The organism is Amycolatopsis sp. NPDC049868, from assembly GCF_044461365.1.
GTDB lineage: Bacteria > Actinomycetota > Actinomycetes > Mycobacteriales > Pseudonocardiaceae > Amycolatopsis.
In genome coordinates, this window is sequence record NZ_JBITKV010000001.1 from 222,254 (window position 1) to 242,639 (window position 20,386).

Below are 20,386 nucleotides of genomic sequence, written 5' to 3' on the forward strand. Positions count from 1 at the left end.
ACGAGTATGGTCCAGTCGTATGGCGGAATCATGGTCCAGTTCGGGAATAGACGTCCACCTGGACTGGCGTCCCGAAAGCGGCCGGGCCGGACTCGCGACGGCGATCCGCGCGGCCATCCGGGAAGGACGCTGGCAAGCGGGCGCCGCGGTGCCCTCGACCAGGGCACTGGCGCGGGACCTCGGCGTCGCCAGGGGAACGGTCACCCGCGTCTACGCCGATCTCGCCGCCGAGGGGTACCTGCGGACGGCGCAGGGCGCCCCGACCCGCGTCGCGACGGCGGGCGCGCTGCCCGCGTCACCGCCGAGGCCCGTCCCCCGCGACCCGGCGCCGCGCTGGGACCTGCGCCCCGGCAGGCCGAACCTGTCCGCTTTCCCGCGGTCGGCCTGGCTCGCGGCCACCCGCCGGGCCTTGCACCGGGCGCCGATGACAGCGTTCGACTACACGGCCGAATCCGGCGCGGCGGAACTGCGGGAGACGCTCGCCGCGTACCTCGCCCGCAGCCGCGGCGTGCTCGCCGATCCCGCGAGGATCCTGGTGTGTTCCGGGTTCTCGCACGCGATCGCGATACTGGCGCGGGTCCTGCACGCGCGCGGCGCGGACGAGATCGCGTTCGAGAACCCGTCGCTGCGGATCTACCGGAACATCGTCGCCGCCAACGGTCCTCGCGTGGTCGGTGTCCCCGTCGACGACCACGGGATCACGGTGTCCTCTTTGGACAGCCCGGCGGTGGTGGTCACCCCGGCGCACCAGTACCCGCTGGGCGTCACGCTCGCCCCGGGGCGACGGGCGGAACTCACCCGCTGGGCGGAGGAAACCGGCGCCGTCGTCATCGAGGACGACTACGACGGCGAGTTCCGGTTCGACCACCAGCAGGTCGGGGCGTTGCAGGCGCTGGCACCGGAACGGGTCGTGTACGTGGGCACGACGAGCAAAACGCTCGCGCCGTCGCTACGCCTGGGGTGGATGGTGCTGCCGCGGTTCCTGGTCGAACCGGCGCGCGCGGCGCTGGCCGCGAGCGGGGCCCGGCCCGCGCTGCTGGACCAGCTGGCACTGGCCGAACTGATCGAATCGGGCGCCTACGACCAGCACATCCGCCGCTGCCGGATCGAGTACCGCTCCAGGCGGGACAGACTGCTCGCCGCCTTACCGGATTCCGTGCTGCCGCAAGGAATCTCCGCCGGGCTGCATCTGGTGCTCCAGTTCCCCGGCGAGGTCCCGAAGGAGATGGAGGTGCTGGCCGCCTGCCGCCGTCGCGCGATCGGGCTCGAAGGGCTCAGCGGCCACTGGATCGGCGAGCCACAACGCGAAGGGCTCATCATCGGGTACGGCGCCGCCGCGAAGCACGCTTTCGGCGGCGCCACCCAGGCCTTGCGCGAGGCCATCTTCGAGGTCACCTAGCAGAACCAGGCACGCGCCCGGAGGATGTCGGTCTTCAGCACCGGGGCACCGTCGACCGGGGCGGGGTTTTCCGGAGTCGGCTTGATACCGCCGGCGGCGACGTCGTCGAGGGTTTCGAGGCCTTCGTGACCGACGGTGCCGAAGATCGTGTAGTTCGGTCGCAGCGCGGAGTCCCCGTACACCACGAAGAACTGGCTCCCGTTGGTCGCCGGGCCCGCGTTGGCCATCGCGAGGACACCGCGCGAATACACCTTGCGCGCACCGGTCGGGTCGGTCGGCGCGGGCGGCAGGCCGACGGGCAGTTCGTCCTTGTACTTGTAGCCGGGGCCACCCTCGCCGGTGCCGCTCGGGTCACCGCACTGCAGCACCTTCAACGTCGGGTACGCGGTCAGCCGGTGACACGTCGTGCGGTCGTAGAACCGATGCTTCGCCAGATGCAGGAAACTCTGCACCGTGCACGGCGCCTTCGCCCGATCGAGGGTCAGGTCGATCTTGCCCTGGTTCGTCTTCAGCTGCACCGGAACCTGGCCCCGATCCGGCGTGCGACGGGGGTCCGGCGGCAGCGGGACCGGGCGGGCGGCCGGCTCGTCCGGCGTCTGCGTGTACTGGCACGGCCCCTTCGTGACCTTCGGCGGCGCGCCCTCCGCCGACGCCGTTCCGGTGCCGGCCGCGAGCATCAGCCCGGCTCCCAGCACTGCCACAACGACCTTCGCGATCCTCTGCACGGTTCCTGCCTCCCAGCCGTGGACGAAGAAGAGAGCATAGGGTGAATCCCCGGCGCTCACACAGGTCCGGAAGTAGGTCCGCGGTTAGGGTCGAAGCCGTGGAGATCGCCGAACGACACCAATGGCAGCTGAACGCCCTGACCTTCCTGTACGCGTACACGCAGTACGTCCTCGTGCACGAGCGGGTCATGGCGGGCTTGCCGCCGGAGAAACCGGCGGAGCTCGACAAACCGCGCATGCTCAGGCTCGCCAAGGTCGTCGACGACATGATCCTCGACTTCCGCAAGGAGGACGGACTGACCGACCTCGAACGACGTCGCGTCATCCGCCTCGCCAGAGAGATCAAGTCGCACGTCAAGGAGAAGTGGCCGCCGCGCGAACCGACGCTGACCGAGTGGGTCGCCTCGGCCGCGGCGCACTTCTACTGCGAGGAGCACATCAACAACGGCTACGTCCGGATGGGCCGCGTCTTCGATCCCGAGATGGCGGACCGGTTCCTGGAGCGCGTCGAGTTCTGCCGGGGGCAGACCGTCACGATCACGAAGTACGCCCACAAGGTGGCCGAAGGCGAACAGCTCACGTACGGCGAGACCAACCAGCTCGAAGTCTGGAAAGAGGACGCGATCGCCCATTTGGACAATCTCGACAGCGACTTCGGCGACATCAAGATGTACGTCGAATTCTGACCACTCACGAACCGCGGAGGTCCGCGATGAGTTCTTCGGCCGCCGCGAACGGGTCGAGTTTCCGCGCGACCACGCGTTCGGCCAATTCGGTGAGCCGGTCCCCGGAACGCAGGTCGACGATTTCCGCGCGCAGCCGCTGCACGGCGATCGCCTCGACCTCGTCCCGGGCCCGCGCCGCACGACGGCGGGGCAGTTCGTCGCGCCGGACCAGCCAGTCGTGGTGCTCGTCGAGCGCGCGGACGACGTCCTCGACGCCTTCGCCGCGCGAGGCCACCGTTCGCACGATCGGCTGGCGCCAGCTCGGACCGCGGATCTCCCGGCGTACCAAGGAGATCATCTGTTTGAGGTCGTGCACGGTCGCGTCCGCGCCCTCGCGGTCGGCCTTGTTGACCACGAACACGTCCGCGATCTCCAGCACCCCCGCCTTGGCCGCCTGTATCCCGTCGCCCATTCCCGGCGCGAGCAGGACCACCGTGGTGTCGGCCAGTTTCACGACGTCCACTTCGGACTGACCGACGCCGACGGTCTCGATCAGCACGACGTCGAACCCGGCCGCGTCGAGCACCCGGACGGCCTGCGGGGTCGCCCACGACAGCCCGCCGAGATGGCCGCGCGTGGCCATCGACCGGATGAACACGCCGGGATCGGTGGCGTGTTCGGTCATCCGGATCCGGTCGCCGAGCAGCGCTCCGCCGGAGAACGGCGACGACGGGTCGATCGCCAGCACGCCGACGCGCAGGCCCCGCGCCCGCAGAGCCGTGAGCAGCGCCGAAGTCGATGTCGACTTACCGACACCGGGCGGTCCGGTCAGGCCGACGACCCGCGCGTTGCCGGTATGCGGCGTCAGCTTCGCCGCGACCTCGGGCAAGCGCGGATGGGCGTCCTCGACGAGCGACAGCAACCGGGCGATCGCGCGGGGGACGCCGTCCCGCGCGCGACCGACCAGTTCGTCGATGTCCAGCTGTACCGGCAAGGGCTTTACGGAACGCGGAGGAGCAGCGCGTCGCCCTGGCCGCCACCACCGCAGAGGGCGGCCGCGCCGAGGCCGCCGCCGCGACGGCGGAGTTCGTGGATCAGGTGCACGGCGAGCCGTGCGCCGGACGCGCCGATCGGGTGACCGAGCGCGATGGCGCCGCCGTCGACGTTCACCTTGTCCGCGCTGACGCCGAGCTTGTCGGCCGAGACCAGCCCGACGGCGGCGAAGGCCTCGTTGATCTCGATCAGGTCGAGCGCGTCCGCGGTCAGCTTCTCCTTGGCCAGCGCGGCGAGGATCGCGTTCGACGGCTGCTCGTGCAGGCTGGCGTCCGGACCGGCGACCACGCCGTGCGCGCCGATCTCGGCGAGCGGGGTCAGGCCCAGCTCCTCGGCCTTGGCCTTGCTCGCGACGATGACCGCGGCCGCGCCGTCGGAGATCTGCGACGCGGAGCCGGCGGTGATCGTGCCGTCGGAGGCGAAGGCGGGGCGCAGCTTCGCGAGGCCTTCGGCGGTGGTGTCGGCGCGGACGCCCTCGTCCTGCGAGAAGACGACCGGGTCGCCCTTGCGCTGCGGGATCGACACCGGCGCGATCTCGGCGTCGAAGCGGCCCTCGGCGATGGCGGCGGCGGCACGCTGGTGCGAACGCGCGGAGAACTCGTCCTGCTGCTCACGGGTGATCCCGTAGCGGCTGTTGTACTTCTCCGTCGAAGAGCCCATCGCGACCTGGTCGAAGGCGCAGAACAGACCGTCGTAGGCCATGTGGTCGACGAGCGTGGTGTCGCCGTATTTGAAGCCCGCGCGGGACTTCGGCAGCAGATGCGGCGACTGGGTCATCGACTCCTGGCCACCGGCCACGATCAGGTCGAACTCACCCGCGCGGATGAGCTGGTCGGCCAGCGCGATGGCGTCGAGACCGGAGAGGCAGACCTTGTTGATGGTCAGCGCAGGGACGCTCATCGGGATGCCGGCGGCGACCGCGGCCTGGCGGGCGGGGATCTGGCCCGCTCCGGCGGTGAGCACCTGGCCCATGATCGTGTACTGGACCGCGTCCGGCGAGACACCGGCCTGCTCCAGTGCCGCCTTGATGGCGAATCCGCCGAGTTGTGCGCCCGAGAAATCCTTCAGGGAACCGAGCAATCGCCCGATCGGTGTACGGGCGGCACCCAGGATCACGGAACCGGACACGGCGTCCTCCAAGCATCGGCGCAAGGGCAAAGGGGGTCTTCGCGACCATACCCGGGTCGCGGGCCTCTTGATGGAGCCAGTGTGAGGCGGCGCACGCCGGTCCGCCCGCCCGCACACCTATCCTGCTCTGCATGAACCAGGCGCTGAAACCGTTCGTGACGGCCATCGACCACGTCGGCATCGCGGTCCCCGATCTCGACGCCGCGATCGCCTTCCACACCGAGCATTTCGGCTTGGAGGTCGCGCACGAGGAGATCAACGAGGAGCAGGGTGTCCGCGAGGCGATGCTTCGCGCGCCGGGCACCGCCGGGACCGAGACCGCGATCCAGCTCCTCGCGCCGCTGCGCGACGATTCCGCGATCGGCAAGTTCCTCGCGAAGAGCGGGCCCGGGCTGCAGCAGCTGGCGTATCGAGTGTCCGATGTGGACGCCGCGGCCGCGGCGCTGCGCGCGCAGGGACTCCGGCTGCTCTACGCCGAGGCGAAGCGCGGCACGTCCAACAGCCGGGTGAACTTCGTCCACCCGAAGGACGCCGGCGGCGTGCTGGTGGAACTGGTCGAGCCCGCGAAGGACGGTCACTGACCGCGTGTCAGCGCGGCGGCGATGAACAGGACCTCGCGGTCGATCTCGGTGGGGTCGCCGTCCTCGGTGTGCCGCGCCGTCGCGTGGCGGTGACTCACCGCCCGCGCGAGCAGCCCCGAAGCCGAATCGACGTCGGCGATCGCGAGTTTGCCGCCGGTCGCGGCGACGATCACCGCCTTCACCTGCCGGACGAGCTGCTGGAACCGTTCGGCCAGCGCGTCGCGGACCGCGCGGTGCGTATCGGCCTCCCGCCACAGCAGATGTGAGAGCGCCAGCGACCGGTTGAACCGCCTGTCGAGCTCCACGACGAGGCCGCGAAGACTGCCCGCGAGGTCGCCGGGGACCACCACGACGGCCGGTTCGATCCGGGCGTCGGGCAGTTCGGCGACCAATGCGGCCAGCAGATCCGACTTACGCCGGAAGTAGTAGTGCACGAGGCCTTTCGGCACGCCCGCCCGCTCCGCGATCCGCGAAGTGGGCGTGGCGTCGAAACCGGATTCGGCGAAAAGCGCCTCCGCGGCTCGCAGGATGCGCTGTTTCGCCGAATCCTCTTTCACGCTGTTTCCTCCCGGGTCAGTGCTGTCCCGCCGTCTTGTGCGTCGCCTGGGCGATCGGCATCGCCGCCGCCCCGGCCACCACGGTCAGGACGCCACCGATCCAAGCGGTCCAGGACGCGCCCATGAAGTCGGCGTATCCCATCACCCATGGCGAAATGAACAGCAGGGCGCCCAGAACGATCTGGATGCCTTCGCCGTAGACCATGCCAGGCATCGCAAGCGACGCGAGACCGTCGAGGGCGACCAGCGCGCCGAGGATGACGAGCGTCCACATGGCGGTGTTGTCCGTGGTCATCCAGAGGGGTGAAAGCGCGACCACGACACCGATGACCACCTCCGCCCAGTCATGGGGACGGGTCCAAGGGCGCGTCGTGGGTTCATTCATGCGTGCTCACCTCCGAATATCGGCTGAACCTGCAGGTCGGAGAGATCTCCACCTCCGATGGTCCGCTTGGTTGGCCGGCCGGTCAAGACCGGTCGATAACACTTCGGGATGTGTACGTGCTCCACGTCTCGTACAGTTGTGGACCGGGTTACCCATGAGTAATTTAAGCCGCCAAACGCCGTCCCCCCATTCGCGGAGGTTCCGATGTCGCAGCTCGGCGAGATCCAGCAGGCCATTCTGAACGATGACCTCGGCGCCGTGGCGTCGCTCGACGTGCCGGAGACCTATCGCGGGGTGACCGTGCACAAGGACGAGGCCGGCATGTTCGAAGGCCTCGAAAGCCGCGACAAGGACCCGCGCAAGTCGCTGCACGTGGACGAGGTCCCGACGCCGGAACTCGGCCCCGGCGAGGCGCTGGTCGCGGTCATGGCGAGCGCGATCAACTACAACACCGTCTGGACCTCGATCTTCGAGCCGGTCTCGACGTTCAAGTTCCTGGAGCGCTACGGACGGCTCTCGCCGCTGGCGAAGCGCCACGACCTGCCGTACCACGTCGTCGGCTCGGACCTGTCCGGCGTCGTGCTGCGCACCGGCGCCGGCGTGCACAACTGGAAGCCGGGCGACGAGGTCGTCGCGCACTGCCTCAACGTGGAACTCGAAAGCCCGGACGGGCACAACGACACGATGCTCGACTCCGAGCAGCGGATCTGGGGTTTCGAGACGAACTTCGGCGGGCTCGCCGAGATCGCGCTCGTGAAGTCGAACCAGCTGATGCCGAAGCCGGACCACCTCACCTGGGAAGAGGCGGCTTCCCCCGGCCTGGTGAACTCCACGGCCTACCGCCAGCTCGTCTCGCGCAACGGCGCCGACATGAAGCAGGGCGACGTCGTGCTGATCTGGGGCGCTTCGGGCGGCCTCGGCTCCTACGCGACGCAGTACGCGCTCAACGGCGGCGCCATCCCGGTGTGCGTGGTCTCCAGCCCGGAAAAGGCGGAGATCTGCCGGAAGCTCGGCGCGGAGCTGATCATCGACCGCAGCAGCGCCACCGGTGAGGGCTACAAGTTCTGGAAGGACGAGCACAACCAGGACCCGAAGGAGTGGCAGCGGTTCGGCAAGAAGATCCGCGAGCTGACCGGCGGCGAGGACCCCGACATCGTCTTCGAGCACCCGGGCCGCGAGACCTTCGGCGCGTCCGTCTACGCCGCGCGCAAGGGCGGCACGATCGTCACGTGCGCGTCGACTTCGGGCTACCTGCACCAGTACGACAACCGCTACCTGTGGATGAACCTGAAGCGGATCGTCGGCAGCCACTTCGCCAACTACCGCGAGTCGTGGGAGGCGAACCGGCTGATCGCGAAAGGTCTGATCCACCCGACGCTGTCGAAGACCTACGCGCTCGAGGACACCGGACAGGCCGCGCTGGACGTCCACCGCAACGCGCATCAGGGCAAGGTCGGCGTGCTCGCCCTTGCGCCGGAAGAAGGTCTGGGTGTCCGGAACCACGAGCTGCGCGAAAAGCACATCGACGGGATCAACGCTTTCCGGAACGTTTAGCGCGCCAGAACGCGCTTTCGCCGCGCGTTGCGTGGGTGCTCACCCTTCCGTGACTCCAGCTCGACTACGGTAGAAGGATGAGCCTTGGCGAGGAACGGGAGCTAGTGCCGCTGGGAGCCGGCTTCGACGTGGCGAAGCGCGGTTACAGCCGTGCGCAGGTCGACGAACATCTCGAACGGCTGGACGCCGATCTGAAGATGCTCACCGCCGATCGCGATGCCGCCATCGGACAGGCGGGCGACCTGGCACGGCAGCTGGAGATCGCGCGCGGCGAGATCGCGGACCTGCGCGGACAGGTCGACAGGCTCGCCCAGCCGCCGACGAGTGTCGAAGGCCTTTCCGAGCGCCTGCAGCGGATGTTGCGGCTCGCGCAGGACGAGGCCGCCGACACCAAGGCGCGCGCGGAAGCCGAAGCCGGGCACATCCGCGCCAAGGCGGAGACCGACGCGAGCGCCATGCGGGCCCGCTACGAGCAGCTGCTCAACGAGCTCGACCTCCGCCGCAAGGAGATGGAGGCCGAGCACCGCGGCGTGCTGGAGAAGGCCCGCGCCGAGGCGAAAGACATCACCGACAAGGCGAAGGCCGAGCGCGACAAGCTCGACGCCGAGGCGCAGCAGCGCCGCACGCAGGTCGAAGAGGACTTCGAGATCGCGATGGCGTCGCGGCGCACCGAGGCCATGCACGCGCTGGCCGAGCAGGAGGCAGCGAGCAAGGCCGAGGCGGCCCGCCGTGTCCGCGAGGCCACCGAGGACGCCGCCGCCATCCGCGCGAAGGTGCTCGAAGAGGAGACGGCGGCCAAGGCCGACATCGAGCGCCGTCAGCGCGAGTCCGTCGCCGACGCCAACAAGCGCAAACAGGACTCGATCACCGAGGCCAACGCCCGGCTCGCCGAGGCGGCCGACGAGGCACGCCGCCGCGTCCGGCAGGCCACCGAGGAGTCCAACCGGCGGATCACCCAGGCCACCGAACGGGTCGAAGCGCTCCGCAAGGTGCGCTCCAGCCTGGCCGAGCAGGTCCGCACCGCGCGGACCGCGCTGGCCGAGGCGACGCACGTGCTCGGTGACGAGCCGCATATCCCGGCGGACCTGAAGGCGAAGCCGTCGCCCGACGCGGAAGCCACCGTGCAGCTCCGGACGGCCGATGTGCCGAAGGCCACATCCGGTGCGAAGCCTTCACCGCGACCTGCGGCAGCACAGAAACCGACTGGCGAGTAACCTCTTCACCCGACCGTGCTCACGACGGCCTGCGAGGCCGCCGACGAGCGGTTATCGTCGCTGCTCGCACGCAGGTGCGGGCTGTCAGATCGGTGGAGGTTGCGGATGGCTGCATATCGGACCGTGGTCGTGGGCACGGACGGCTCGGATTCTTCATTCGCCGCGGTCGACCGGGCGGCGGGCGTCGCCGGGGATTCCGGAGCGACCCTGGTCATCGTGTGCGCCTACTACCCCGCCACCAAGGGCGACGTGGAGAAGGCGCAGGACGTTCTCGGCGACGAGGCGTACCAGGTGGTGGGCTCGGCTCCGGCCGAGGACACCCTCCTGTCCGCCCGTGACCGGGCGGCGAAGGCCGGCGCCAAGACCATCGAGACCGCCGCGGTCGTCGGCGACCCGGTCGACTCGCTGCGCAAGGTCGTCTCCGAACGCTCCGCGGACCTGCTGGTGGTCGGCAACCGCGGCCTGAACACGCTCGCGGGCCGCATCCTCGGCTCCGTGCCGTCCGAAGTCGCGCGGAAGTCCGGGGTGGACGTGCTCATCGTCCACACCACCTGATGCCCGAACCCGGCGAGATCTCGCCCGACGCGCTGCAACAGCGCCTCGAACGGATCCTGCTCGGCGGAAAACGCAAGTACACCCGGCTCGAAGTCGCCGAGAAGGCAGGCGTTCCCGAGGAACGCTCTCGGCGGCTTTGGCGTGCGCTGGGCTTCGCGACCGTCGATGACGACGAGGTCGTCTTCACCGATGCCGACATCGAGGCGATCCGTACGGCGGACCAGCTGATGATCTCGGGCCTGATCGATCCGAGTATCGAGCTGGCCGTGACCCGCGCATTGGGCCAGCATCTTTCGCGGCTCGCGGAATGGCAGGTCCACATGCTGTGGACGATGATCACCGAGAACAAGGAGATCGGCAGCAGCGAACGCCAGATCGGGCGGCTCGTCGAACGGCTGCTGCCCGAGCTGGAGAAGGTGCAGGAATTCGTCTGGCGCCGCCACCTGGCCGCCTACGCCGGCCGGGCGCTGGCTCTGCCGGACGAAGACCTCGAAGCGAGGACCGAGGTGGTCGGCTTCGTCGACATGGTCGGCTACACCCGGCTGACCAGGCAGGTCGACGAAGAAGAGCTGACCGGCATCCTCGACCGGTTCGAATCCGTCGCCACCGAGGTGATCGCCGATCATCACGGGCGGATCGTGAAGATGATCGGCGACGAGGTCCTGTTCGTCGCCGATTCCGCCGTCGACGGTGCCGAGATCGCCCTCGCCCTGTCCGAACGCGCCGACGCCGACGAGACCCTGCCCTCCGTGCGCGCCGGGCTGGCTTCAGGCCGGATCCTCAGCCGGTTCGGCGACGTCTACGGCTCGGTCGTGAACCTCGCCGCCCGCCTCACCTCGATCGCTCGGCCGGGCACCATCCTGGTGGACAAGGAACTCGCCATCGAGCTCTCGGAATTCGCGCAGTTCGAGGTCCGCACGCGGCGGCCGGTTTCGGTGCGGGGGTACAACCGGCTGCGGCCTTCGTCGCTGCGCCGGGCGCGGGAACGGCCTTCGGGCATGTTCGCGTCCTCGCAGCAGCTCGCGGCGGAGATGCTGGGGCTGGGTGACGCCACTCCGGAGCCGGTGCCCGCTTCGGACGAGGTCGAGGAGGCCACCGCGGACTCGCTGCCGCCCCGGCCCCGGTCGAAGCGCCGGCGTCGCTGATCCCCCGCCGGGGAGAGCAAGGGACCTTTGCTACCACTTCCGCGAGCGAGCCGGTCGTGAGTTCAGGCGGGCAGCACGGCGTACTGCCGCACATAGAGGTCGGTGTAGGTGACCGGGCCACGCGGGCCGGGGACCTTGTCCAGGTTGATGCCGGTCTCGGGGACGGCGAGGAGCTTGAAGCCGTCGAGCAGCCGCGTCGGGGCGTTCCAGAAGACGCCGGTGCCGGTGTACGCGTCGAAGAACGCGTCGGCGGCTTCGCTGCTTTCGGTCGCGATGCCGGCGGCCAGGCCTGAGGTCCGCTCGTTGGCGATCTCCGCCGCTTCAGGCAGGCCGGAGACCTTCGCGACGGTGACGGTCGCTTCGCGGTCCGAGTCGAGCGCCCATTCGTAGCCGATGGCGTGCTCGTGCGGGGCGAGCGACGGCGTGACGCCGCGTTCGGCCAGCGCGCCGGAGATGCCGGGCCACACGCGGTCGTGCGCGTCTTCGTGGATCAGCAGCAGGTTCAGCCGGTTGCAGACGCCGAGCCGGTCGAGGCTGTTGAAGACCAGGTCACGCACCTTGTCGGTGTCGGCCGCTTCGTCGATGTACAGCACGCCGCCGCCGTCCGCGTGGGCCAGCGTGCGGACGCCGTGGACCGCCGCCTCGGTGGCCAGCGCCCTGGTGCTGTCACCGCTGCCGCGCAGGATGACCAGCGGCACGAGCGCGGGGAAACGGACCAGCGCGGAGGCCGCTTCACGTTCGGCGCGCGGCACCAGCTGGACGACGTCCGGGTCGATACCCGCCTCGGAGAGCGCGGGGGCGATCACGGTCTCGCGCAGGCGCTGGGCCGAGCCGAGCGCGGCGGAGCCCGTGCGGAGCACACCACCGTTGCGCGACTTCACCAGCTGCGAGGCGACGTCGACCGTGACGTTCGGGCGCGCCTCGTAGTTCGCCCCGATCACGCCGACCGGGCGGCGGCGCTCCACCAGCCGCAGTCCCCCGTCCAAAGTGGACACGTCGACGGACCGCTCCTGATGCGGCGCACCCGCCAGGAGACGGAGCTGTTCGGCCATGCCGGTCAGCCGCTCGGGGGTGATGGTGAGCCTGTCGAGCAGGCCCGCGCTCATTCCGTCTTCGCGCGCCTTGGCGATGTCGGCCTGGTTCGCCTCCAGCACGACGTCGGCGTGCTCGACGAGCTTGTCGGCCATGGCGTTCAGCGCGGCGTCGATCGCTTCCGGCGAGGCGGCGGCCAGCGACGGCGCGGCCCGTTTCGCCGATCGAGCGCATTCCTCGACGGCCTTGGCGACCTCGTCCATCTGCTGACTCCTTCCGCGCGGAACGAGCCATCAGTCTGCCGTACCGCCCCGGTCAGGCGACGGTCGGCTCCAGCAGCCACAACCCGCCCGCGAAGAGACAGCTCACCGTCAGCACGGCCATCACCAGCACCCACAGCACCGCGGGCATCCCGGTGAGCCTGCCGAGCTGGTCGGCGTCGGAATCCCTCGCCGCTCCCCGGCGCCGCTTGATCTGCAGCTCGACCACCGGCCGGACGCCACCGAACAGCAGGAACCAGGTCAGCAGGTAGACGAAGATCGCCTGGAACCACGACGGCGCCACCAGCGCGACCAGGCCGAGCACCACCGAGCTCGCGATCACGGTGAAAACCCCGTAGGTGTTGCGCACCATCACCAGCACACCCAGCAGCATCAGGGCCATCACGATCAGCACGACGGTGATCAGATCCGACGAGAGCAGCCCCGCGAACACCAGTCCGAGCACCGCGGCCGCCGGATACCCGGCCAGCGCGGTGAACGCCATCCCCGGCCCCTCCGGTTTGCCGCGGGAGACGGTGACGCCGGAGGTGTCCGAGTGCAGCTTGACGCCCTGCAGCCGTCGTCCGACCAGCACCGCCGCCAGCGCGTGGCCTGCCTCGTGGACGAGCGTGATCAGGTTGCGGGCGATCCGCCATGGCCTGCCCGAGAGCACCACGAGCAGTGCGAGACCACCGGTGACCAGGGTGATCGTGCCGGGCGGAGTGGACTGGGCGATGTCGGAAACCGTTTCGGCGGGAGACGAGCTCACCTCACCAGCTCACCACAAGCCGGATATGTCCTGTGTCAGGCGGTCATGGAACCCCCGATCCCCCGCGTGCGAAACTCCGGGTCGTTGCGCAGGGCGAAGGCCACCCAGCTGCGGAATGGCCGCCAGACCGCGGAAAGCTCCTCCAGCTCCTCGGGCGGCGCTTCCGGCAGGTCGTACGCGGCCCGCATGGCCTCCTGCAACCGTGGCTCACCGGCGGGGAAGACGTCGGGATGCCCGGCGCCCCGGATCAGGATCAGCTGTGCCGAGAACGGGCCGATCCCCGGCAAGCGCTGCAGCCAGCGCAACGCGTCCGGCACCGGCATCGCGCGCAGATACGCGGCGTCGAGCAGACCGTCCTTGGCGGCGTTGGCCACCGCGCGCAACCGCTCGGCCTTCACCTCCGGCAGGCCTCGCCCGGCTTCGGGCCCGGCCAGCACGTCCGGCCCCGGGAACGACCTGAGGACGTGCCCGCCGACGTCCACCGGCCTGCCGAACTTCTCGGCGAGCCGCCTTTTCACCGTGGCGGCCTGCGACATCCGCGTCCGATGGCTCAGGATCGCCCAGCAGGCCGCTTCGTAGGGCGAATGGAACAGCACGGGGCGCAGGCCGGGATACGCCTGTTGCAGGCGGCGCACCACCGGATCCGCCGCGCCGATCTTGGCGAAGCCGACACCGTCGACATCCACCGAGAGGATCCGCCGGACCTGGGCACCGACCTCGACGGCGAGCCCTTCCCCGGCGAAGACCTCCACCTCGATCGTGCCGGGCGATCTCTGTCTGACGGCCGCACCGACGTGCTCCCAACCCGCTTCGGCGGGAAAGGCGAAACGCAGGGTCCCGGGCTCGGCGGCGGCGTCCGCGCGGCACGCGGGCGGGAAATCGGTCAGGAAGCGGATGGACTTGCCGAGATCGAACGGGCCGCGCACCGGGATGCGAAGCGTGGTCGAAGCGGTGTGCTGCAGGATCGAGCCGGTCATTTCGGGCTCCTTCGGCTGGGGAACGGCGACTCCCTCCGACGTTAGAGACGGCCACCGACAGTTTCGGGTCGCGGCGGCGGGAATGTCGCGAACGGGCCGGTCATGGCAGATTCTCGGGTGAACATCGTGAAGGGAGCAGCCATGCCGGACCATCGCGAACGTCTGAGGAGCCTGCTGCGGCCGGGCACCACGACCACCGGCGAGGGCAAGGATTTCCTTGATCTGCTGGGAGAAATCCCGCAGGCGGGGCCACCGACCGGGCTCGCGCAGCGGCTGATGCGCACCTCCGCCGTGCCGATGATCTACGAGCGGTACTGGCGCCCGGCGCTGGGCAGGGTCGCGAAAGGACTGAGCGGGCCGAGCATGGCGGGCGAGGTCCGCATCGCGATCGAAGCGCTCGGCCTGCGCCCAGGCCAGGTCGCGCTGGACGTCGCCTGCGGGACCGGCCGGTTCACGAGGGCTTTCGGCGAGGCTGTCGGCCCGGCCGGGCTCTCCATCGGCCTCGACGGTTCGGTCACCATGCTGGAGAAGGCGCTCGCCGCGCCCAATCCCGCCTCGGTGACGTATCTGCGCGCCGACGCCGTCGACCTGCCGCTCGACGACTCCACTGTGGACGCCGTGTGCTGCTTCGCCGCGCTGCACATGTTCGCCGACCCGGACGCCGCCCTGGATTCGTTCGCCCGCGTGCTGAAACCCGGCGGCTCGCTGGTGATGCTGACCAGCGCCCGGCACGGCGATCAGCCGATGCGGCTGGCGGACACCGTCCTCGGCAGGCTGAGCGGACAGCGGATGTTCGATCGCGGCGAGATCGCGGTGAAACTGTTCCGGCGCGGCTTCGACCACGTCGACGAGCGGTACTCCGGTGTCACGCAGATAGTGACGGGCGAGCTAGGAGCTAACATCCGGAAATGATCCGCTCAGAGCACGCTTCGCCGATTCCTCCCGACGACAGCTACCTCCGTTCGCTGGTCGAAGCGACCGCGGACGCCGTCGCCGCGGCCGAACCACTCGGCTCGGCCCATGACGGCGCGGACGCCGCCACGCGGGACGCCGTCAGCACCGAGATCCACGCGCTGCAGGCGGAATTGGTGGAGTTGAGCCAAGACCTGCACGCTCACCCCGAAGAGGGTTTCGCCGAGCACCGCTCGGTCCGCGCGCTCGGCGATCTGCTCCGGCGGCATGGCCACGAGGTGACGATCGGCGCGGGCGGGCTGGACACCGCCCTGGTCGCGACCACCCCCGGCAGCGGTCCGCATATCGCGGTCCTCTCCGAGTACGACGCGCTCCCCGGGCTCGGCCACGGCTGCGGGCACAACGTCATCTGCACCGCGGGCGCCGGCGGCTTCCTCGGCGCGGCGGCGGTCGCCGAACGGCTGGGCGGCCGGGTCTCGCTGATCGGCACGCCGGCGGAGGAGGGCGGTGGCGGCAAGGAGACCATGGCCCGCGCCGGCGTCTTCGACGACGTCGACGCCGTGCTCATGCTGCACCCGTTCAGCCACGACATCGCCATGCACCCGTTCCTCGGCAGGCGGCAGCTGGAAATGGTGTTCCACGGTGTCGGGGCCCACGCGTCGGCTCAGCCGTTCATGGGGCGCAACGCGCTCGACGCCGCCGTCGCCGCATACCAGGGTGTCGCGGCGCTTCGGCAGCATCTGCCCTCCAGTGACCGCGTCCACGGTGTCTTCACCGACGGCGGCGCGCGGCCGAACGTCGTCCCCGAACGCGCGGCGCTGCTGTTCTATCTCCGGTCCGCGCAACCGGACACGCTGCGCGACCTCGCCGAACGGGTTTCGGCGATCGCGCGCGGCGCGGCGGAGATGACCGGCTGCGGAGTCGAACTCCGGTGGGACGCCCAGCCCGCGTATCTGCCGATCCGGTTCAACACCACCCTCGCCGGACGCTGGTCGGTGCATCAGGTCGACACCGGCCGCAAACCGCTGCCGCCGGGGATCGTGCCCGAATTCCTCACCGGCTCGACCGACCTCGGCAATCTCTCCTACCGGATGCCCGCGATCCACCCGATGATCGCCATCGCCGGACCGACGACCGCCTTGCACACCAAGGAGTTCGCGGCCGCGGCCGGTTCGCCCGACGGCGATCGCGCGGTCGTCGACGGGGCGCTGGGGCTGGCGTTGACGGCCGCCGACTACCTGGCTGACGCGAAACTCCGCGCCGCGGTGCACGAGGAGTTCGAGGCGTCGGGCGGAGCGCTGGACGTGCCTGCCTTCTTCGACTGAGTTTTCTCAGGTAATTCTTCTCAGGAAAGCACAGGGGGATTCCACAGGCGGCTCACAAGTACGGGCGCGAATCTTGTTCCATGACCGAGAACGAGAGTCGGCCCGGCCCCGCCTCCACCGGTGGGCACCAGCCGCCGCATCAGCAGCAGTACCCCGGCTACACCCCTTGGCAGGCCGCGCCGAATCCGCTCTTCGCCCCGCAGCCCGCACCTCGTAAGAAGGGCGGCAAGGTCGCCGTCCTCGTCAGCGCGACGGCACTCGCCGCCGCACTGGTCGGCGGGGTCGGCGGGGCGGCGATCACGGGGTTCGGCTCCGCGTCGCCGGCGTCGGGCACGGGTTCGTCCGCGGTCGCCAACGGGCAACTGGTCGGAAACAACACTTCGGGTGACGTCAGCGGAGTCGCCGCGAAGGTGACGCCGAGCGTCGTGCAGGTGAACGTGACCACCGCACAAGGTGAGGCCGTCGGCTCCGGCGTCATCCTGACGGCGGACGGGCGCATCCTCACCAACGCCCACGTCGTCGCGGACGCCGAGGGCGACGTGACCGTCACGTTGTCCGACGGCAAGCAGTACAAGGCCAGCGTGGTCGGCGCCGACACGAAGGCCGACATCGCCGTGCTCCAGGCGAAGAACGCGAGCGGGCTGACGCCGGCTTCGCTCGGCGATTCCAGCAAGCTCGCCGTCGGACAGCAGGTCGTCGCGATCGGTTCGCCCGGCGGACTCCAGAACACCGTGACCACCGGCATCGTGAGCGCGCTGAACCGCAAGCTCGACGAGTTGAGCAGCGGCCAGGAGCGGCGCTCGCCCTACAGCAGGACCACGAACGAAGCCGGGCCGAGCTACACCGCGATCCAGACCGACGCCCCGATCAACCAGGGCAACTCGGGCGGGGCGCTGGTGGACGCGCAGGGCAACGTCATCGGCATCAACTCGGCGCTGTACAACCCGGCCTCGACCGGCAGCATCGGCATCGGTTTCGCGATCCCCATCAACGACGCGAAGAAGATCGTCGAGCAGATCGTCGGCTGATCCCGCCGTCTGGACCGCGTCAGGGGGCGGCCCAGCAGGCACTGCCCGTGAAGGCCTCCTTTCGCGAGGAGGCCTTCACGGGCTTTCAGAGTTCGTACGTCAGGGTGAAGGTGTGGTTGCCCTCGTCGTCCTGGACGATCTCCGCCGTTCCGGTGATACCGGTCAGCTCACCGTGGCCCGAGCCCGGCAAGACGATCAGGTGATGCCCGTTCTCCCCCGCCGAGTGATGCAGGACGAAGCCGCCCTTACGCCCGCCGACGGAGACGGCCAGCCGTTCGAAGGCGACGTACGCCGACGACGTCTCGTTCACCGCCGTGAGCATCTCGACGGCGCTGGTGCCTTCGACGTCACCGGTGAACGTCTTGGTCAGCAGCACCCGTGAGAACTCGGCGCCTTCGGCCTTCTCCGTGGCTTGGGGATCCCAGCCGTCCACTGTGAACGACGCTGTCGCACTGTTGGTCATGCCACCGAGCCTGCCGGACATACCTGACAGATTGCGTCAGGTATTCCTCACCGCCGCCGGTTCCCGAACAGGCCTCGCGTGATCTCCCGGCCGAGCGCGCTCGCCGCCGAGCGGAGGAACGACTTCACCGCGGGGTTCTTCATCGCCTGCTCCACCATCCCCGGCTCCTGCTTCTCCGGCTTCGGAGCGGGCGCTTCGGGCGGCGGCACCTCACCGGCGGGCGGTGCGGCCACCTTCGCGGCGAGCTTCTCGTACGCCGACTCACGGTCGATCGTCTCGGCGTACTTCGCGTGCAGATCCGAAGACGTCGTCGCCGCGGAGATGGCTTCGGCGCCGATGGAACCCATCTTCGAACGCGGCGCGCGCAGGCGGGTCCAGGCGACCGGCGTCGGCGCACCCCGCTCGGAGAGCACGGTGACGATCGCTTCGCCGATACCGAGCGACGTCAGCGCCGAGTCCAGCTCGTAGTGCTTCGTCTTCGGGTACGTCTTCACCGTCTTCGTCAGCGCCGCCTGATCCTCGGGCGTGAACGCGCGCAACGCGTGCTGCACGCGCGCACCCAGCTGGGACAGGACGTTGTTCGGAATGTCCGTCGGCAGCTGCGTGCAGAAGAACACGCCGACGCCCTTCGATCGGATCAGCTTCACGGTCTGCTCGATACGCTCCAAGAACGCCTTCGACGCGTCGTTGAACAGCAGGTGTGCCTCGTCGAAGAAGAACACCAGCTTCGGCTTGTCGAGGTCGCCCTCTTCGGGCAACTCCTCGAACAACTCGGCCAGCAGCCACATGAGAAACGTCGAGAACAGCGCGGGCTTCGACTGGAGGTTGTCCAGCTCCAGCAAGGTCACCATCGCCTTGCCGTCGGCCTCGCGCATCAGGTCGTGGACGTCCAGCTCAGGCTCGCCGAAGAAGTCCTCGCCACCCTGAGCCTCCAGATTGGACAGCGCCCGGAGGATCACGCCGGCCGTCGCGGCCGAGACACCGCCGATGCCCTTGAGGTCCTCCTTGCCCTCGTCGCTCGTCAGGTGCGTGATGACCGAGCGAAGGTCCTTCGTGTCCAGCAGCGCCAAGCCACGCTGATCGGCCCAGTGGAAGATCAGGCCGAGCGTGGACTCCTGGGTTTCGTTGAGCCCCAGCACCTTCGACAGCAGGATGGGGCCGAAACTCGTGATCGTCGCCCGGATCGGCGATCCCTTGCCGCCCGTGCCCAGTGACAGGAACTGCACGGGGAACGCGGCGGGCTCCCAGGAGTCACCCAGTTCCTCCGCGCGTTTGGCGATCTTGTCGTTGCTTTCGCCCTGTGCGGCGAGCCCCGACAGGTCGCCCTTCACATCCGCCAGCACCACCGGCACTCCCGCGGCGGACAGCTGCTCGGCGATCAGCTGCAAGGTCTTCGTCTTGCCGGTACCGGTCGCGCCCGCGACCAGCCCGTGCCGGTTCAGCGTCGCCAGCGGCAGGCGGACCGCCGCAGCGGCGTCGGCCTTGCCGTCGATCACGACGGCGCCGAGCTCCACCGCCGCCCCGTCGCTCACATACCCCTGCGCGATCTCCTGGGCTGGACCCTGTTCGGCCACTGTCGCTCCCCGATCTGTGACATGACTCACCTGAGGATGCACACGGTGCCAGCAACGCGCCGAACCCGCACGTCGCGCGTCACGAATCCCCGGGTCGGGTTAGGGTTTCGGGGTGAACGACCGCCTAGTCTGGATCGACTGCGAGATGACGGGGCTCGACCTCGGCAAGGACGCGTTGATCGAAATAGCCGCGCTGGTGACCGACGCCGAGCTCAACGTCCTCGGTGAAGGCGTCGACATCGTCATCCACGCCGACGACGAAGCCCTCGACGGGATGCCGGAGGTCGTCCGCGAAATGCACGCCCGCTCCGGCCTCACCGAAGAGGTCCGGCGCTCCACGGTCACCATGGAAGAAGCCGAGCAGCGCGTGCTCGAGTACATCCGTGCGCATGTGCCGGAGGCCAACGTCGCCCCGCTCGCCGGCAACTCCATCGCCACCGACCGCGGCTTCATCACCCGCGACATGCCCCTTCTCGACGCGCACCTGCACTACCGCATGGTCGACGTCTCGTCGGTGAAGGAACTCGTCCGGCGCTGGTACCCGCGGATCTACTACGCCAAGCCCGAGAAGGGCCTCGCGCACCGCGCGCTCGCCGACATCAAGGAATCCATCGGAGAGCTCGACTACTACCGTCGCGTCGCCTTCGTCCCGCAGCCCGGCCCGACCACCGAACAGGCCAAGGCCGCGGCCGCTGAAGTGCAGGAACGCCACGAAAGGTAACCCGTTGCGAGCCCCGGAAACGGGCACGCTAATATAGTGCGGCCGAGGTGATGGGGGATTCCCCGAGCCCGGCGATGGTGGGCGTAGCTCAGCTGGTAGAGCACCTGGTTGTGGTCCAGGAGGTCGCGGGTTCGAAACCCGTCGCTCACCCCATCAACCCCAGTTCGGCCGGTTCTTCCGGCAGGCTGGGGTTTCGCTTTTTCCGGGTATCGGTAACGCGGCGTGGCGCTCGCGCGAGTTCAGGAAGGAACTCGCGCGGAGGATGCCATGAGACGCTGGCTGGTCTTGGGAGTCTTCGTGGCGGCCGGAGCCCGCACGACGTCTCCACCGAATCACGTGCCCGCACCGACACCGGTCACGAACG

At 69.4% G+C, this 20,386-nt stretch carries 21 protein-coding genes and 1 tRNA gene; 12 read left to right on the forward strand and 10 right to left on the reverse strand.

All coding sequences use genetic code 11. The annotated features are described in order from the left end of the window. The first annotated feature begins 19 nt into the window (after positions 1–19). Complete coding sequence (locus ACIBTM_RS01130; RefSeq protein WP_395874342.1) at positions 20–1,399, forward strand: PLP-dependent aminotransferase family protein; 1,380 nt, start codon at positions 20–22, stop codon at positions 1,397–1,399. On the opposite strand, the gene ACIBTM_RS01135 is transcribed toward ACIBTM_RS01130, so the two are convergent. After that, positions 1,396–2,076 carry a peptidylprolyl isomerase gene (locus tag ACIBTM_RS01135; protein WP_395875764.1) on the reverse strand — a complete coding sequence of 227 codons (681 nt, stop codon included), beginning with the start codon at positions 2,074–2,076 and terminating at the stop codon, positions 1,396–1,398. The two genes, ACIBTM_RS01130 and ACIBTM_RS01135, sit on opposite strands and share 4 nt — an antisense overlap. Before the next feature lie 146 nt (positions 2,077–2,222). On the opposite strand from ACIBTM_RS01135, the gene ACIBTM_RS01140 reads away from it, so the two are divergent. Continuing rightward, a complete protein-coding gene (locus ACIBTM_RS01140) occupies positions 2,223–2,810 on the forward strand; it encodes a hypothetical protein (protein ID WP_395874344.1) in 588 nt (195 codons plus the stop codon). A gap of 4 nt (positions 2,811–2,814) precedes the next feature. Here the strand turns inward: ACIBTM_RS01140 and meaB are convergent, their stop codons facing one another. After that, positions 2,815–3,783 carry a methylmalonyl Co-A mutase-associated GTPase MeaB gene (gene meaB, locus ACIBTM_RS01145; protein WP_395874346.1) on the reverse strand — a complete coding sequence of 323 codons (969 nt, stop codon included), beginning with the start codon at positions 3,781–3,783 and terminating at the stop codon, positions 2,815–2,817. A gap of 5 nt (positions 3,784–3,788) precedes the next feature. Further along, positions 3,789–4,970, reverse strand: a complete 1,182-nt coding sequence (locus tag ACIBTM_RS01150) for an acetyl-CoA C-acetyltransferase (protein WP_350576209.1) — start codon at positions 4,968–4,970, stop codon at positions 3,789–3,791. Positions 4,971–5,101: 131 nt separating this feature from the next. On the opposite strand from ACIBTM_RS01150, the gene mce reads away from it, so the two are divergent. Then, positions 5,102–5,551, forward strand: coding sequence for a methylmalonyl-CoA epimerase (mce, locus tag ACIBTM_RS01155; protein WP_395874349.1), 450 nt, complete (start codon positions 5,102–5,104; stop codon positions 5,549–5,551). On the opposite strand, the gene ACIBTM_RS01160 is transcribed toward mce, so the two are convergent. Continuing rightward, positions 5,545–6,108 (reverse strand): TetR/AcrR family transcriptional regulator, encoded by a 564-nt coding sequence (locus ACIBTM_RS01160; protein WP_395874351.1) that lies wholly within the window; start codon positions 6,106–6,108, stop codon positions 5,545–5,547. The genes mce and ACIBTM_RS01160 overlap by 7 nt on opposite strands. Before the next feature lie 16 nt (positions 6,109–6,124). Continuing rightward, positions 6,125–6,493 carry an SPW repeat protein gene (locus ACIBTM_RS01165; protein WP_395874353.1) on the reverse strand — a complete coding sequence of 123 codons (369 nt, stop codon included), beginning with the start codon at positions 6,491–6,493 and terminating at the stop codon, positions 6,125–6,127. A gap of 204 nt (positions 6,494–6,697) precedes the next feature. On the opposite strand from ACIBTM_RS01165, the gene ccrA reads away from it, so the two are divergent. The 4 genes from ccrA to ACIBTM_RS01185 all read left to right on the forward strand — a co-directional run bounded on the left by ccrA (position 6,698) and on the right by ACIBTM_RS01185 (position 10,961). Next, positions 6,698–8,047, forward strand: a complete 1,350-nt coding sequence (gene ccrA, locus ACIBTM_RS01170) for a crotonyl-CoA carboxylase/reductase (RefSeq protein ID WP_395874355.1) — start codon at positions 6,698–6,700, stop codon at positions 8,045–8,047. A 77-nt stretch (positions 8,048–8,124) separates the two neighbouring features. After that, positions 8,125–9,261 carry a chromosome segregation protein gene (locus ACIBTM_RS01175; RefSeq protein WP_395874357.1) on the forward strand — a complete coding sequence of 379 codons (1,137 nt, stop codon included), beginning with the start codon at positions 8,125–8,127 and terminating at the stop codon, positions 9,259–9,261. Positions 9,262–9,366: 105 nt separating this feature from the next. Continuing rightward, positions 9,367–9,816: a universal stress protein gene (locus ACIBTM_RS01180; protein WP_340683602.1), complete on the forward strand. Its 450-nt coding sequence runs from the start codon at positions 9,367–9,369 to the stop codon at positions 9,814–9,816. Further along, complete coding sequence (locus ACIBTM_RS01185; RefSeq protein ID WP_395874359.1) at positions 9,816–10,961, forward strand: adenylate/guanylate cyclase domain-containing protein; 1,146 nt, start codon at positions 9,816–9,818, stop codon at positions 10,959–10,961. The genes ACIBTM_RS01180 and ACIBTM_RS01185 overlap by 1 nt, the downstream gene beginning before the upstream one ends. A gap of 62 nt (positions 10,962–11,023) precedes the next feature. Here ACIBTM_RS01185 and ACIBTM_RS01190 read toward each other — a convergent pair whose 3' ends face one another. Genes ACIBTM_RS01190 through ACIBTM_RS01200 form a run of 3 tightly spaced genes read right to left on the reverse strand, consistent with a single transcriptional unit; the run spans position 11,024 to position 13,999 of the window. Continuing rightward, on the reverse strand, positions 11,024–12,256 hold the full coding sequence (locus tag ACIBTM_RS01190; protein WP_395874361.1) for an aldehyde dehydrogenase family protein: 1,233 nt from the start codon (positions 12,254–12,256) through the stop codon (positions 11,024–11,026). A gap of 52 nt (positions 12,257–12,308) precedes the next feature. Further along, positions 12,309–13,022 (reverse strand): M50 family metallopeptidase, encoded by a 714-nt coding sequence (locus tag ACIBTM_RS01195; protein ID WP_395874363.1) that lies wholly within the window; start codon positions 13,020–13,022, stop codon positions 12,309–12,311. Between the two features lie 35 nt (positions 13,023–13,057). Next, the gene (locus tag ACIBTM_RS01200; RefSeq protein ID WP_395874365.1) at positions 13,058–13,999 is read right to left on the reverse strand and encodes a DNA-3-methyladenine glycosylase family protein; all 942 of its coding nucleotides are present in this window, start codon (positions 13,997–13,999) and stop codon (positions 13,058–13,060) included. A 141-nt stretch (positions 14,000–14,140) separates the two neighbouring features. Here ACIBTM_RS01200 and ACIBTM_RS01205 point away from each other — a divergent pair, with 141 nt between their 5' ends. From ACIBTM_RS01205 to ACIBTM_RS01215, 3 genes are all read left to right on the forward strand, one after another. Beyond that, positions 14,141–14,911: a class I SAM-dependent methyltransferase gene (locus ACIBTM_RS01205; RefSeq protein ID WP_395874367.1), complete on the forward strand. Its 771-nt coding sequence runs from the start codon at positions 14,141–14,143 to the stop codon at positions 14,909–14,911. Next, on the forward strand, positions 14,908–16,236 hold the full coding sequence (locus tag ACIBTM_RS01210; RefSeq protein ID WP_395874369.1) for a M20 family metallopeptidase: 1,329 nt from the start codon (positions 14,908–14,910) through the stop codon (positions 16,234–16,236). Before ACIBTM_RS01205 ends, ACIBTM_RS01210 begins: the two co-directional genes overlap by 4 nt. 80 nt (positions 16,237–16,316) lie before the next feature. Next, positions 16,317–17,264, forward strand: coding sequence for a S1C family serine protease (locus tag ACIBTM_RS01215; protein WP_395874371.1), 948 nt, complete (start codon positions 16,317–16,319; stop codon positions 17,262–17,264). Between the two features lie 85 nt (positions 17,265–17,349). On the opposite strand, the gene ACIBTM_RS01220 is transcribed toward ACIBTM_RS01215, so the two are convergent. Both ACIBTM_RS01220 and ACIBTM_RS01225 read right to left on the reverse strand, forming a co-directional pair. Then, entirely contained in the window at positions 17,350–17,727 is a 378-nt protein-coding gene (locus ACIBTM_RS01220) for a DUF3224 domain-containing protein (RefSeq protein ID WP_395874373.1), read from the reverse strand. A gap of 47 nt (positions 17,728–17,774) precedes the next feature. Continuing rightward, entirely contained in the window at positions 17,775–19,301 is a 1,527-nt protein-coding gene (locus tag ACIBTM_RS01225) for a helicase HerA-like domain-containing protein (RefSeq protein ID WP_395874375.1), read from the reverse strand. A gap of 112 nt (positions 19,302–19,413) precedes the next feature. Here ACIBTM_RS01225 and orn point away from each other — a divergent pair, with 112 nt between their 5' ends. Continuing rightward, on the forward strand, positions 19,414–20,022 hold the full coding sequence (gene orn / locus ACIBTM_RS01230; protein WP_076153439.1) for an oligoribonuclease: 609 nt from the start codon (positions 19,414–19,416) through the stop codon (positions 20,020–20,022). A gap of 77 nt (positions 20,023–20,099) precedes the next feature. Next, positions 20,100–20,175 (forward strand) — tRNA-His (locus tag ACIBTM_RS01235). Positions 20,176–20,386 lie beyond the last annotated feature (211 nt).

Bases quoted from the DNA above. Each gene is read 5' to 3' on its own strand.
- ACIBTM_RS01130 (WP_395874342.1), top strand. From the start codon at position 20: ATGGCGGAATCATGGTCCAGTTCGGGAATAGACGTCCACCTGGACTGG.
- ACIBTM_RS01135 (WP_395875764.1), bottom strand. From the start codon at position 2,076: ATGCTCGCGGCCGGCACCGGAACGGCGTCGGCGGAGGGCGCGCCGCCG.
- mce (WP_395874349.1), top strand. From the start codon at position 5,102: ATGAACCAGGCGCTGAAACCGTTCGTGACGGCCATCGACCACGTCGGC.
- ACIBTM_RS01165 (WP_395874353.1), bottom strand. From the start codon at position 6,493: ATGAATGAACCCACGACGCGCCCTTGGACCCGTCCCCATGACTGGGCG.
- ccrA (WP_395874355.1), top strand. From the start codon at position 6,698: ATGTCGCAGCTCGGCGAGATCCAGCAGGCCATTCTGAACGATGACCTC.
- ACIBTM_RS01175 (WP_395874357.1), top strand. From the start codon at position 8,125: ATGAGCCTTGGCGAGGAACGGGAGCTAGTGCCGCTGGGAGCCGGCTTC.
- ACIBTM_RS01180 (WP_340683602.1), top strand. From the start codon at position 9,367: ATGGCTGCATATCGGACCGTGGTCGTGGGCACGGACGGCTCGGATTCT.
- ACIBTM_RS01185 (WP_395874359.1), top strand. From the start codon at position 9,816: ATGCCCGAACCCGGCGAGATCTCGCCCGACGCGCTGCAACAGCGCCTC.
- ACIBTM_RS01190 (WP_395874361.1), bottom strand. From the start codon at position 12,256: ATGGACGAGGTCGCCAAGGCCGTCGAGGAATGCGCTCGATCGGCGAAA.
- ACIBTM_RS01200 (WP_395874365.1), bottom strand. From the start codon at position 13,999: ATGACCGGCTCGATCCTGCAGCACACCGCTTCGACCACGCTTCGCATC.
- ACIBTM_RS01205 (WP_395874367.1), top strand. From the start codon at position 14,141: ATGCCGGACCATCGCGAACGTCTGAGGAGCCTGCTGCGGCCGGGCACC.
- ACIBTM_RS01210 (WP_395874369.1), top strand. From the start codon at position 14,908: ATGATCCGCTCAGAGCACGCTTCGCCGATTCCTCCCGACGACAGCTAC.
- ACIBTM_RS01215 (WP_395874371.1), top strand. From the start codon at position 16,317: ATGACCGAGAACGAGAGTCGGCCCGGCCCCGCCTCCACCGGTGGGCAC.
- ACIBTM_RS01220 (WP_395874373.1), bottom strand. From the start codon at position 17,727: ATGACCAACAGTGCGACAGCGTCGTTCACAGTGGACGGCTGGGATCCC.